A 13,037-nucleotide genomic window follows, 5' to 3' on the forward strand; every position below is an offset into this window, starting at 1 on the left:
CGATGGCCGTGGCACCACCGGCGGCGACGGTGGCGCAGGCGGCCAAGGTGGAACGGGTGCCGGAACACCCGCAAGTACCAACGGAACCGGTGGCGACGGTGGCGCGGGTGGCGCTGGCGACACGGGTGGTACCACCGGTCCTACAACAGCCAATGGAGATGGCACAGCTACCGGCAACGGTGGAAACGCGGGGACCGGCGGCAACTTTGGCAGCACGGGCGGCGGCGGCAGGGCAGGAGGCGCCAACTCGAACGGTACGGCAGCCGGTACTAGCGGATCTACCGGTACTGGGGGCAGTGGCGGCGGCCAGACTGGTACCGGCGCAGGAGGTCAAGCCAGTACCAGCGGGCCTACAAACACAGGCGGAGGCGCCCGAGGCGCCAACATCGGCACTGGTGGAGGCGGTCAAACAGACGGCGGTGGGACGGGTGATGGCGCTCAGGCAGGTAATAGCGGCACTGGTGGGGGCGGTCAAACGGGCGGTGGTGGGACCGGTCGTGGCGCTCAGGCCGGAAATAATGGCAACAGTGTTGCGAGCGGTGTCCCAGCTGGAACCGCCGGACCGCCCGGCGGTGTCCCTGGCTTGCAGGGAGGCGGCGGTGGAGGTGGAACGCCCGGTTTCGGCGGGTCGGGCGGCGGCCTTGGCGGTACATCACCCCTGACCTCCTCCCTGCCGGGCCTCGGCGGTGGTGGCAGCGGGCCTGGCGCCGGCCCACAGAGCCTCCAGAGCGGGGGACTGCAGGCATTTTCTTCGGTGACACCCGGTGGACCTAATGGGCCGGGCGGACCGCCGCCACCGTTGGCGCAGGGCGGACCGGGCTCGTCTGGTTTCGGCCAGTCGGGCGGACCGAACGTTCCGCCGTCGCCGTCGGTGACGCCGATGGCCGGTGGGATGCTCGGCAACTTGGCCCATCTGGCCGGCCCGAGCTCTGATGCGACGGCTGCCGCCTCAGCCGCTGGCGGGACGACGCCGACACCGGCGACGCCGGTAGCCCCAACGGTGTCAGCCGGCCCGGCGTCGGTGCCGTCGGCTCCGATCAGCGCCGGCCCGGCAGTCCCCTCGGGTCCGTTGCCCGGCTATGGGGCCGACCTGCGCCCGGCGGGTGGAGCCGTCCCGGCCACGCCCGTGAGCCCTGCTGGGCCTGCTGGTCCGCCCTCACCGCCATCGCCTGGCAGCCCTACGACACCGACTTCGGGCGGAGCCACGGTGGCTTCCACCGGTGACCGTCCGGTCCCGGGTAAGCCAGCCCCCGGTATCGGAGGGCAGTCGGGTGCGTCGGTGGCCGGCAATATGGGGGCCGGGGGCACTGCCGGGGCCGGGGCCGGCACGGCCGCCCGGCGACTGGCTGAACAGCAGGATTTGCAGCGCAAGGTTGACGCGGTAGCCCGCCAGGCACCCAACCTCGCCTGGGCGGCCGGGCTTCGCGATGACGAGACCACCACCGTGCTGGTCACCGACCTGGCTGGGGGCTGGATTCCGCCCACCGTCAAACTTCCACCCGGGGTCACCCTGCTGGATCCGGCGCACCGTCGCCGCGACACCACTGCGGTTGATCTGCTCGGGGCGGTGGTCGCGGCCGCTGCCCACCAACCCAACACCTACATCACCGACGCCGGTCCGAACGATCCGATTCCCGGCAGCGGGGAGCGCGCCCGCTATGGCCAGCACCTCGATGAACTGGGTCCCACGCTTATCGACGTCACCGGATCCAACGCGCGCTTGCCGCGCATCGTGCAGACCGTGGCACGTGCCATGGCCCGCAGATCCGGCGTCGCCGACAACGAAATCGCACTGTTCCGGCAGGTAGTCACCGAGACGCAGGCGCGGGTACTGTCAGCCTATCCCCAGCACGCTCCCCGGGATGTGGCCGACTGGATGCTGTTAGCGGCCATCGACGCCCTGATCGACGGGAGCGAAGAGCTCGCCCGCTACCACCTCGCGTGGCGCCAGGCAGTCTCAGCGGTCGGGCACGCTGTATGAGCGCACCTGATGGCTCGCCGTGCGGTGCGGCTATGGCCGGACTGAACCAGCTGCTGGAATCCGATGCGCTGGCGCACATCGATCCAGGCGTAAAGAAACAAGCTTGGACGACAGCTGCCGCCGCGGTCACCCACCTGCGCGCCAGGCTCACTGAAATCTGCGAGGCCGGGGATCAGGCTTGCAACGCGGCAGCGGCCTCCGCTCTGTCGGACGCAGCCAAAATTAACCAGTTGAATGCGGTCAAGGACCGCGTCAATAGTGACGCAGCCGGGGCCAGCCGGGCGGCTGTCGCAAAGATCGTCGGTGTCATCCAGCAGCTTCTCGACGCTGCCGAAAGCCGCGAGGACGCCTCTAAATGGCTTGCCGCGCAAGGTTTCAATATTGCCGAACCCGCACCCCCGCCGCCGATCCCCAAAGACAAGCTCCGCTAGCTGCTCACCACATCGGGATCGCCGAACGTCATCTCGACGTGACCCACCGTCGAGGACATCATTGGCCGCTTCGGCAGGCCCAGTGCGGCCAGCTCGCGGGCATACGGGTGGGTGCCCAGCCGCAGCGTCGTACCGCCCATCGACCCGCGGACCCTGGAAACCCGCATCTCCCAAGGAATCTCCCGGGTGACACCGTCGAGGTGACTGAACGCCTTGAGTGTCCGTGGCCGGGATGTGAACAGGCCCGGCACCGGCAGTCCGCGTCCGAACTCCATAGTGACGATGTGTTGGCCGTCGGCGGCCACATCGAAACCCAACTGCCGGCCGTCGCGAACGGTGAAGTCCGCCATGATCTTCGGGAACCCCCAGATGGTGCGTCCGGCCTCGAGGGTGAACGCCTGGTCGACCGGCAGGTGGTGGATGAATGCGCCGGCGGAGCCCAGTGCACGCCAGCCGCGCGCCTCGGTGCCCGGCGGTTTAGCGAGGCTCGACGGAGGAGAGGCGAAGCTGGAACCGCCGCATGAACTCGGTGGGTTGATCATTACCGCGGTGCCGAATTCGTGATACTCACCCAGATCGCCGTCGATGTAGCGGGCCAGCATCAGGTTGACCGCGGCCTGCCCCGGCCGGTGCTGGAAGACCTGCAGGCCGCTGTAGTCGATCATCGCCTGTGCGGCGTCGGCCGCAACCGAGAACATCGCGGAATGCACATCCGCGTGACGGATCCGGACCGGCATGGTAAGCACAGTTCCAGCGATGGTGTGCTGTGAAAGAGCCATGACGCCCACTGTAATCCGAAGGATGGCGATGACCGAGGTAATGGCCGATGCGAAACCGACCACCAAGCCGGATGTCGATCTGACTGACGGCAATTTCTATGCCGACGGCGGTGCGCGCGCCGTCTACCAGTGGATGCGCGCATACGAGCCGGTGTTCCGAGACCGCAATGGCCTGGCTGCGGCGTCGACTTACCAGGCGGTGATCGACGCCGAACGTGACCCCGAACTGTTCTCGTCCACCGGCGGCATCCGTCCGGATTCACCCGCGTTGCCGCACATGATCGACATGGACGACCCCGAACACCTGCTGCGCCGCAAACTGGTCAACGCCGGATTCACCCGCAAGCGGGTGCACGCCCAGCTACCGTCCATCGAGACGCTGTGCGACACCCTGATCGACGCGGTATGTGAGCGCGGCGAATGCGATTTCGTCCGCGACATCGCCGCCCCGCTGCCGATGGCGGTGATCGGCGACATGCTCGGGGTGCTGCCCGAACAGCGCGGCATGCTTTTGAAGTGGTCCGATGATCTGGTAACTGGTCAGAGCTCTCACCTGGACCCGGAGTCGGCGACGGCTCAGGCGGTCATGGCGGCGTTCGCCGGCTGGACCGAATTCACCAGGGACATCATCACGAAACGTCGGGCCGAGCCCACCGATGACCTGTTCTCCGTCCTGGTCAACGCGGAAGTCGACGGGCAGCGGATGAGCGACGACGAGATCATCATGGAAACACTGCTGATCCTGATCGGTGGCGATGAGACCACCCGGCACACCCTGTCCGGGGGCACGGCGCAGCTGCTGCACCACCCGGACCAGTGGGATCTGCTGCAGCGCGAGCCGGACCGGGTGCCCGTCGCCATTGAGGAGATGCTGCGCTGGACCTCGCCGGTGAAGAACATGTGTCGCACCCTGACCCGCGACGCTGAGTTCTACGGAACGCAGCTGCGCGAGGGCGAGAAGATACTGCTGATGTTCGAGTCGGCCAACTTCGACGAGTCGGTGTTCGACGGCCCAGAGCGCTTCGACGTCACCAGAGACCCCAACAGTCACCTGGCATTCGGCTTCGGCACGCATTTCTGCCTGGGCAACCAGCTGGCCCGCCTGGAGCTGCGGCTGATGACGCAGCGGGTGTTGCAGCGGCTGCCTGATCTGCGGCTGGCCTCCGGGGAACCGTTGCCGCTGCGCCCGGCCAACTTCGTCAGTGGCCTGGAGGCGATGCCGGTGGTGTTCACTCCGACGGCCCCGGTGCTTGAGGGCTAAGTTTCGCGCCCAGCGTGTACTGAGCCCGAAAAATTCGCCGGATTCTCGGTCTCAGTACACGTTCGGCGAGGAGGGGGAGGGCCGAGCGGGCCGAAGCTAGCCGACCCGCAGCGACTCGATGATCGCCGCGGTCGGTGAGCTCCACTGCAGGCCCAGCTCGCCCAGGGTGGTGGAGTCGTCGGTCGGGGTGGGCGTGGTCAACAGCCACGCCGCCTCGTAGCTCAGGCTCTCGGGCAGTGCGACGAACTTGCTCACCAGATCGCTGACCCGGCCGATACCCCGGAAAACGCTGGGGGCAACCCGGATCCGTCGCACTCGCTTGCCCAGGCCCTGCTCCACCGCGTCGATCATCTCGTCGAAGCCGACCAGGATCCCGCCGCATATGTAGCGGTGTGGGCCGCGGCCGGGACGCATCAGCGCCTCGTGCACTCGGCCGATGTCGCGGACGTCCACCATCGCCATGCCGCCGCGCACCACCGGCGCCACCCGGTACCGCGCGATCGTCGCCCAGCCCCGTTCGGTGACGCCGGGCGCGGTGTGAAACGCCGGCCCCACCACGCTGGACGGATAGGTGACCACGACGGGCGCACCCGCTTCCTGCAGTCGGCGAGCCACTCGATCGCCGTAGGCCTTGGTGCGGGCGTACGCGCTGCGCCCGGGCACGGTGGGCGAGTCCGGGCCGATGATGCCGTTGGGCGGCGGGAACAACGCGCTGTAGCTGCTGACCGACACCACCGGGTCCAGACCGGCGTCTACCGCCCGGGTCAGGATCGCCTCGGTGGCGTAGGCGTTGATGTCCCACATCAACTTTTCCTGGCGGTCGTTGGTCCCCACCACCCCGGCGGCGTGCAGCACCGAGTCGCAGCCGTCCAGCAGCGCCGCAACCACCGCGCTGTCGCGGATGTCGCCGTCGAGCACCTCCAGGGAACCCAACTCGCGCAGCCGGCCGATGACCGGCTCAGTGCCGCAGCCCGGGGCGACCAGGAGTCGCACCGAATGTCCGGCGTCCAGCAATGCCTTGACGGTATGGGCGCCGAGGTAGCCGGTGCCGCCGGTGACGGCGACCCGCATCAGCGGTTCTTGAATTCGGGCTTGCGCTTCTCGGCGAATGCCCGGGGGCCTTCCTTGGCGTCCTCGCTCAAGAACACCTTGATGCCGATCTTGGTGTCGATCTTGAAGGCGTCGTTCTCGTGCAGGCCCTCGGTCTCGTGGATGGTGCGCAGCATCGCCTGCACCGCCAGCGGCCCGTTGTTGTTGATCTGCTCGGCGATCTCCAGCGCCTTGGTCAGGGCTTGGCCGTCCGGAACCACGTGGCCGATCAGGCCCATGTCCAGGGCCTCCGCGGCGGTGATGTGCCGACCGGTGAACAGCAGGTCGCAGGCCATGGTGTACGGAATCTGGCGGGCCAGCCGGACCGCGGAGCCGCCCATCGGGTACAGGCTCCACTTGGCCTCGGAGATCCCGAACTTGGCGCTCTGGCCGGCGATGCGGATGTCGGTGCCCTGCAGGATCTCGGTGCCCCCGGCAATGGCGGGACCCTCCACCGCCGCGATCAGCGGCTTGGTGAGCCGGCGGCCCTTGAGCAGGCCGTCGATGCGCGAAGGGTCGTAGCTGCCGTCGGCGAACGAGTCGCCGGGCGCCTTCTTGTTGGCCGCCTTGAGGTCCATGCCCGCGCAGAAGTAACCGCCGGCGCCGGTCAGGATGCACGAGCGGATCTCGTCGTCGGTGTCCACCCGGTCCCAGGCCTCGACCATGATCGCCAGCATCTCGCCGGACAGGGCGTTGCGGGCCTCCGGCCGGTTCAGGGTCAGGATCAGGGTGTGTCCGCGCTGCTCAATGAGGGCGTGGGGCTGTTCTGACGACTCGCTCACCGGCGTCCGCCTTTCCGGGTTGGGTCCTCGACTTGAAATCGAAATGTAACACGTTCTAGTTTGTGTGTTGTGGCTCTCAACATCGCCGACTTAGCCGAACACGCCATCGACGCCGTACCGGATCGGGTTGCCCTGATCTGTGGCGACGAACAGCTGACCTACGCCCAGCTGGAGGAGAAGGCCAACCGGCTGGCCCATTACCTGATCAGCCAGGGCATCAAGAAGGACGACAAGGTCGGCCTGTACTGCCGCAACCGCAACGAGATCGTCGTCGCGATGCTCGGCATCATCAAGGCCGGCGCCATCCTGGTCAACGTCAACTTCCGCTACGTCGAGGGTGAGCTGCGCTACCTGTTCGACAACTCGGACATGGTCGCTCTGGTGCACGAGCGCCAGTACAGCGAGAGGGTCGCCAACGTGCTGCCCGACACTCCGAACCTCAAGACCATCCTGGTGGTCGAGGACGGGTCCGATCTGGACTACCAGCGCTACGGCGGGGTGGAATTCGAGGAGGCACTGGCGCAGGGCTCGCCGGAGCGCGACTTCGGACCGCGTAGCGCCGACGATATCTACCTGCTCTACACCGGCGGCACCACCGGCTTCCCCAAGGGCGTGATGTGGCGCCACGAGGACATCTACCGGGTACTGTTCGGCGGTACCGACTTCGCCACCGGCGAGCCGATCGCCGACGAGTACGACCTGGCCAAGCAGGCCGCCGCCAACCCCCCGATGGTCCGCCACCCGATCCCGCCGATGATCCACGGCGCCACCCAGTCGGCGACCTGGATGTCGCTGTTCAGCGGCCAGACCGTGGTGCTGGCGCCGGAGTTCGACGCCGACCAGGTGTGGCGCACCATCCACGACCACAAGGTCAACCTACTGTTCTTCACCGGGGACGCGATGGCGCGACCGCTGCTGGATGCCCTGCTGGCCCATCAGGATGCCGGCAACGAGTACGACCTGTCGTCACTGTTCCTGCTGGCGTCCACCGCGGCGCTGTTCAGCCCCAGCATCAAGGAACGGCTGCTGGAGCTGCTGCCCAACCGGATCATCACCGACTCCATCGGATCCTCGGAGACCGGCTTCGGCGGCACCAGCATCGTCGCCAAGGGCGAAGCGCACACCGGCGGGCCGCGGGTCACCATCGACAAGACCACCGTGGTGCTCGACGAGGACGGCAACGAGGTCCAGCCCGGCTCCCGCGTGCGGGGCATCATCGCCAAGCGCGGCCACATCCCGGTCGGCTACTACAAGGACGAGAAGAAGACCGCCGAGACCTTCCGCACCATCAACGGGGTCCGCTATGCCATCCCCGGCGATTTCGCGCAGGTCGAGGCCGACGGCACCGTCACCATGCTGGGCCGCGGTTCGGTGTCGATCAACTCCGGCGGGGAGAAGATCTACCCCGAGGAGGTAGAGGCCGCCCTCAAGACCCACCCCGAGGTTTTCGACGCCCTGGTGGTCGGGGTGCCCGACCCGCGCTACGGCCAGCACGTCGCCGCGGTGGTGCAGGCGCGCGGGGACGCCCGGCCGTCACTGGAGGAGATCAACGCCTGCGCGCGCACCGAGATCGCCGGTTACAAGGTGCCTCGCAGCCTGTGGTTCGTCGACGAGGTCAAGCGCTCCCCGGCCGGCAAGCCCGACTACCGCTGGGCCAAGGAGCAGACCGAAGCCCGTCCCGCCGACGAGGTGCACGCCAAGCACGTGGGGACTTCTACGTCCTAGGGCCACAACGGGAATGCGCGGTCCTAGCGGCCGAGGCTGCCCAGCCAGGCCACCTGGTCGGAGATGACCCCGGCCATGTGCTCGCCGTGGAACGGTTCGAAGTGGTCGATGTCGTACCGCTTCAGCACCGCGCCGGGCACCCGCTGCGCGAGCTGATCGATCGCCCGGGCGGACACCGTGATGTCGCGACTGCCGGCCTGAATCAGTGTCGGGCAGCTGATCTTTCGAGCCTGGGTGACCGGACGATAGACCAGCATGGGGAAGGCCACCCCGGACCGCACTTCGTTGCGCCAGCCGGGCGCCGCGGTCGCACGGAACCCGGCCAGCTCGCCGGGGTAGGTCAGTGCCGCGCGTCCACTCGGTTCGGCGGCCACCGGAACCGGCGCGTCCCGCAGCGCCCGCCCGACAACCCAGGTGGCGTTGCCGGGATGCTGGCGCGTCTCGCGCAGCATCCGCCACCGGCCATCGGCGAACGGGCAGAGCAGAATCGCGCCGGCCAGCCGCTGATCGGCCGCCGCGGCGTGTATCGCATTTCCGCCGCTCAACGAGTAGCCCCACACGATGATCCGATCCGGGTCGATGCCATCGAGCGTGCGCGCGAACGCGATCGCCGCCATCCGGTCACGGAGTTGATCGGACATCCGGATGCGTTGGCGAGGTTCACCTTCGGAGTCGCCCATGAAGCGATGGTCGTAAACCAGCACAGCGGTGCCGGCTCGGGCCAGCGCGTCGGCGTACTGGGCCAGGCCGTCTCGGCGGGTCAGGCCGAAGCCGTGGGCCATCACCACGCACGGAACGTCGCCGTCGACATCGGTCGGGCGGTATAGCCAGCCGGCACAACGTATGCCACCGGAAGAGAAGCTGACATCGGCGAGCTGGCGGGTCATGGCCCGAATTATGACCACGAAGTTCGGCACGGTGATGAGATTCACGGGTTTTAACGGCAAGCCGCGCCCGACGATCCGCCGTCCGGGCTAGTCTCGGTCGATGCAGCGACTTTCGGGCGTCGACGCGGCGTTCTGGTCGGCCGAAACGGCGGGCTGGCACATGCACATCGGCGGGCTTGCGATCTGTGACACCACCAATGCGCCGAACTACAGCTTCGAGCGGGTGCGCCAACTCCTGATCGAGCGATTACCCCAACTGCCGCAGCTGCGCTGGCGGGTCAGCCCTGCCCCGCTGGGGCTGGACCGGCCGTGGTTCGTGGAGGACGAGAACCTCGACATCGACTTCCATCTGCGGCGCATCGGCGTTCCCGCCCCGGGCGGACGTCGCGAAGTCGAAGAGCTGGTGGGGCGGCTGATGTCCTACAAGCTGGACCGATCACGCCCGCTGTGGGAGATGTGGGTGATCGAAGGAGTCAACGGCGGCCGGGTCGCCACCCTGACCAAGATGCATCACGCGATCGTCGACGGGGTGTCCGGTGCGGGACTGTTCGAGATCATGCTGGACGTCACCCCGGAACCACGCCCGCCGGACCCGGAGGCCATCGGGTCACTGACCGGGTCCAGTATGCCCAGCTTCGAGCGGCGTGCCGTCGAGGAGTTGGTCAACGTCGCGGTGAAGACGCCGTTCCGCATCGGCCGACTGCTGCAACAGACCGTCCGCCAGCAGATCGCCACCGTCGGGCTGGCGCGTAAGCCGCCGCGCTACTTCGACGCCCCGGTGACCCGGTTCAACGCCAGCGTGACGCCGCACCGGCGGATCAGCGCCACCCGGGTCGAACTGGCGCGGATCAAGGCCGTCAAGGACGCCTACGGCGTGAAGCTCAACGATGTCGTGCTCGCCATGGTCGCCGGCGCCGTCCGGGAGTATCTGAAGGAGCGCGGGGAGCTGCCGACCAAGCCGCTTGTCGCTCAGATTCCGGTGTCGACCCGTACCGAGGAGAGCCAGGGCGAGGTCGGCAACAAGGTGAGTTCGATGACGGCGTCGCTGGCCACCGATATCGAGTCACCGGCCCAGCGGCTCAAGACGATTCACGGCAGCACCCAGAGCGCCAAGCAGATGGCCAAGGCGCTGTCGGCGCACCAGATCATGGGGCTCACCGATACGACCCCGCCCGGCCTGTTGCAGCTCGCCGCCCGTGCCTACACCGCGACCGGGTTGTCGAATCGGCTGGCGCCGATCAACCTCGTGGTCTCCAATGTTCCCGGCCCGCCGATTCCGATCTACATGGCCGGGGCGGAACTGGAGTCACTGGTGCCGCTCGGCCCGCCGGTCATGGACGTGGCGCTGAACATCACCTGTTTCTCCTACCGCGACCACCTCGACTTCGGGTTCGTCACCACACCGGAGATCGCAGAGGACATCCACAAGATGGCCGACGCGATCGAGCCGGCGCTGGCCGAGCTGGAGCGCGATATCGACCGGGGGAAGAACCGGACCGGTCGGCGCTGAGCGCTACCGGCCCGGCAGCGCCTGCACCATGCGGATCATCGGGGTCAGGAGCTTCTGCCACCGCGGAGTCGAGATCCCCAGCGGCGGGTCCAGGTTCAGGATCCGGGCGGTGGAGACCGTCTGCGACTCGGTGTATTTGAGGATCCCGTCGGGCCCGTGGCGCCGCCCCACGCCGGAGGCCTTCATGCCGCCCATCGGCGCGGCGGTGCTGCCGAAGGCCAGCGCGTAGCCCTCGTCGACGTTGACGGTGCCGGACTTGATCCGGGCGGCAATCGCCTCACCCTGGGACTTGCTCGCCGCCCACACGCTGGCGTTGAGCCCGTATTCGGTGTCATTGGCGCGTGCGATGGCCTCTTCGACGCTGTCGACGGGGTAGATCGAGACCACCGGGCCGAACGTCTCATTACGTCCGCACTCCATCTCATCGGTGACGTCGGTCAGCACCGTCGGCTCGTAGAACAGCGGCCCGATGTCCGGACGGGCATTCCCTCCGGCGATAACCTTGGCGCCCTTGGCCTTCGCGTCATCGACGTGGTTGGAGATGGTCTTGATCTGGTCCTCGGAGATCAGGCTGCCCATGTCGGCGGAGAAGTCGTAGGCGCTGGACAGCTTCATGGCGCGCACCTGCTCGGCGAACTTCGCGGCGAACTCGTCGGCGACCTCGCGCTCGACGTAGATCCGCTCGATCGAGATACACAACTGCCCGGCGTTGGAGAAGCAGGCGCGGGTGGCGGCCTTGGCGACCTCGGACAGGTTGGCGCCCTTGGTGACGATCATCGGGTTCTTGCCGCCCAGTTCCGCGGAGAAGCCGATCAGACGGGCGCCGCACTGTTCGGCCAGGGTGCGGCCGGTGGCGCTGGAGCCGGTGAACATCAGGTAGTCGCACTGCTGCACGATCGCGGTGCCGACCACCGATCCCGGGCCGGGCACCACCGCGAACACCTCACGCGGCAAGCCGGCCTGATACAGCAGCTCGGCGTTGGCCAGCGTGCAGTAGGGGGTCTGGCTGTCCGGCTTGACCACGACCGCGTTGCCGGCCAGCAGTGCGGGGATGGCGTCCGAAATCGACAGTGTCATCGGGTAATTCCACGGCGCGATGACGCCCACGACGCCCTTGGGGTGGTGGTTGATGACGGTCTTGACGATGCCGGGCAGCAAGCCCGGTACCCGCTTGGACGACAGCAGCTTGGTGGCTTGGCGCGCGTAGTAACGCGCGTTGAGCATGATGTCGAGGATCTCCTCCTGGGCCGCCGAGCGCGCCTTGCCGGTCTCGGCCTGGGCGACGTCCATCAGGAAGTCCCGGTTGCTGATCACCAGGTCGCGGTAGCGCTCGATGATCGCGCAGCGCTCCTTGACGCTGCGCGCCGCCCACCCGGCCTGGGCCGCGCGGGCCTTGTCGACTGCCGCCGTGACGTCGTCGGCGTTGCCGACCGGGATGGTGGTCAGCGGTTTACCGGTGAAGACCTCGTCGATGGTCCGGGACTGCCGGGAATCGACATCGTCGATGGCGACCAGCTGGCGCAGCCGGTCGAAGTCTGCGGGGGACGGGGCGGGCATGGCTTTCTCCTACTCGCGGGTAACAAGTGGTTAGCCGCAAACCTACCCCGCGCAGTGGCCGCCCGGTAGCTCGGCGGCATTGGCTTTGAGCCACTCGGTCATCTGGTTGAGCGCGGCGATCCCGGACTCGAAGCTGCCGTCCTTGGGTTCGGCGGCCAGTGCCACCGCAAGATCACCCCGCGGAGTGCCGACGATGCCGAACTGCCGCACCAGATACCCGCCGCCCACGCCGGGTCCCCAGCCGCCTTTGGTCGGGGCACCGATGGTGGCCAGTCCCCAGCGCTGGTCGGGGACGGTGTTGCGCATCAGGGTCACGACCGGTGTGGCAGCGGGCATACACGGCAGGTGCGCGGCGAACACGGCCTGGCGGGCCAGCGGCCACTGGGTCTGCCCGAACGCGCTGAACTCGGGCCGGAGCCGCCGGGATTCGACCGCGGTGCCGGTGTCGCCGCCGGCCCGCAAGACGGCCTGCACCTGCTGGGCGGCCTGGGGCGCCGGCCCGAGCGAGGCCCACAACTGCTCGGCGGCGTCGTTGTCGGATGCAGTGACGGCCTTGGCGGCCAGCTCCTGCGCGTTCGGGCGGTTGGCGTGGATCGCCGCGATCGCCAGCGGCACCTTGATGGTCGACCAGGCCACTCCGTGCTGCAGGGAACCGAGCGTGCCCACCTGATTCTGGCCGACCGGGGCATAGGCGATGCCGACGTTGGCCGGGATGGTGTTGGCCAGCTGCGCAAAGCTCGCCTGTAGGGGCTCTGCAGCGGCGGGGGAGGCTGGCGAAACGGGGGAGACCACGGACAGCAGAGCGGCCAAGGCCGCGACAAGCACTCGGCGGACGGCAGGCATTGACTCAGTATTGTCCGCCGGGAGGCCAAAACGGTGGTGGCCACACCGCGTGACTTGTCAGTACGTGTTGCCTCACGTCACGTGTTGCCTCACGTCGAGATGCGCGCGAAGGGGGCATGGTGGCCTCAGGTGATTGTGTGTGCTTGGGGACTCGGGCCTGGTAGCGGGTTGGGACTTGCTGGTGGCCATTTT

The 13,037-nt window shown here is 67.9% G+C and carries 11 protein-coding genes; 5 read left to right on the forward strand and 6 right to left on the reverse strand.

The annotated features are described in order from the left end of the window. The first annotated feature begins 1,207 nt into the window (after positions 1-1,207). Both AWC16_RS25065 and AWC16_RS10045 read left to right on the forward strand, forming a co-directional pair. Positions 1,208-1,981 (forward strand): DUF5631 domain-containing protein, encoded by a 774-nt coding sequence (locus tag AWC16_RS25065; protein WP_234812203.1) that lies wholly within the window; start codon positions 1,208-1,210, stop codon positions 1,979-1,981. Between the two features lie 32 nt (positions 1,982-2,013). After that, the gene (locus AWC16_RS10045; RefSeq protein WP_085264613.1) at positions 2,014-2,412 is read left to right on the forward strand and encodes a hypothetical protein; all 399 of its coding nucleotides are present in this window, start codon (positions 2,014-2,016) and stop codon (positions 2,410-2,412) included. Here AWC16_RS10045 and AWC16_RS10050 read toward each other — a convergent pair. After that, on the reverse strand, positions 2,409-3,191 hold the full coding sequence (locus AWC16_RS10050) for an acetoacetate decarboxylase family protein (protein ID WP_109561357.1): 783 nt from the start codon (positions 3,189-3,191) through the stop codon (positions 2,409-2,411). The two genes, AWC16_RS10045 and AWC16_RS10050, sit on opposite strands and share 4 nt — an antisense overlap. A 28-nt stretch (positions 3,192-3,219) precedes the next feature. Here AWC16_RS10050 and AWC16_RS10055 point away from each other — a divergent pair, with 28 nt between their 5' ends. Next, on the forward strand, positions 3,220-4,452 hold the full coding sequence (locus tag AWC16_RS10055; protein WP_085264738.1) for a cytochrome P450: 1,233 nt from the start codon (positions 3,220-3,222) through the stop codon (positions 4,450-4,452). 96 nt (positions 4,453-4,548) lie between these two features. On the opposite strand, the gene AWC16_RS10060 is transcribed toward AWC16_RS10055, so the two are convergent. Both AWC16_RS10060 and AWC16_RS10065 read right to left on the reverse strand, forming a co-directional pair. Continuing rightward, positions 4,549-5,523 carry an NAD-dependent epimerase/dehydratase family protein gene (locus AWC16_RS10060; protein ID WP_085264615.1) on the reverse strand — a complete coding sequence of 325 codons (975 nt, stop codon included), beginning with the start codon at positions 5,521-5,523 and terminating at the stop codon, positions 4,549-4,551. Next, positions 5,523-6,323: a crotonase/enoyl-CoA hydratase family protein gene (locus AWC16_RS10065; protein WP_085264616.1), complete on the reverse strand. Its 801-nt coding sequence runs from the start codon at positions 6,321-6,323 to the stop codon at positions 5,523-5,525. The genes AWC16_RS10060 and AWC16_RS10065 overlap by 1 nt, the downstream gene beginning before the upstream one ends. A gap of 60 nt (positions 6,324-6,383) precedes the next feature. Here AWC16_RS10065 and AWC16_RS10070 point away from each other — a divergent pair, with 60 nt between their 5' ends. Further along, the gene (locus tag AWC16_RS10070; RefSeq protein WP_207572295.1) at positions 6,384-8,048 is read left to right on the forward strand and encodes an acyl-CoA synthetase; all 1,665 of its coding nucleotides are present in this window, start codon (positions 6,384-6,386) and stop codon (positions 8,046-8,048) included. Positions 8,049-8,071: 23 nt separating this feature from the next. Here AWC16_RS10070 and AWC16_RS10075 read toward each other — a convergent pair whose 3' ends face one another. Continuing rightward, positions 8,072-8,935 (reverse strand): alpha/beta hydrolase, encoded by an 864-nt coding sequence (locus AWC16_RS10075; protein WP_133055930.1) that lies wholly within the window; start codon positions 8,933-8,935, stop codon positions 8,072-8,074. Between the two features lie 100 nt (positions 8,936-9,035). Between AWC16_RS10075 and AWC16_RS10080 the strand changes: the two genes are divergently transcribed. Further along, positions 9,036-10,445, forward strand: coding sequence for a WS/DGAT/MGAT family O-acyltransferase (locus AWC16_RS10080; RefSeq protein WP_085264619.1), 1,410 nt, complete (start codon positions 9,036-9,038; stop codon positions 10,443-10,445). 3 nt (positions 10,446-10,448) lie between these two features. Here AWC16_RS10080 and AWC16_RS10085 read toward each other — a convergent pair whose 3' ends face one another. Continuing rightward, positions 10,449-12,002 (reverse strand): succinic semialdehyde dehydrogenase, encoded by a 1,554-nt coding sequence (locus tag AWC16_RS10085; protein WP_085264620.1) that lies wholly within the window; start codon positions 12,000-12,002, stop codon positions 10,449-10,451. Between the two features lie 42 nt (positions 12,003-12,044). Then, the gene (locus tag AWC16_RS10090) at positions 12,045-12,845 is read right to left on the reverse strand and encodes a serine hydrolase (RefSeq protein ID WP_234812204.1); all 801 of its coding nucleotides are present in this window, start codon (positions 12,843-12,845) and stop codon (positions 12,045-12,047) included. Between the last annotated feature and the right edge of the window lie 192 nt (positions 12,846-13,037).

The sequence above is a fragment of the Mycolicibacter longobardus genome (assembly GCF_002102265.1).
GTDB lineage: Bacteria > Actinomycetota > Actinomycetes > Mycobacteriales > Mycobacteriaceae > Mycobacterium > Mycobacterium longobardum.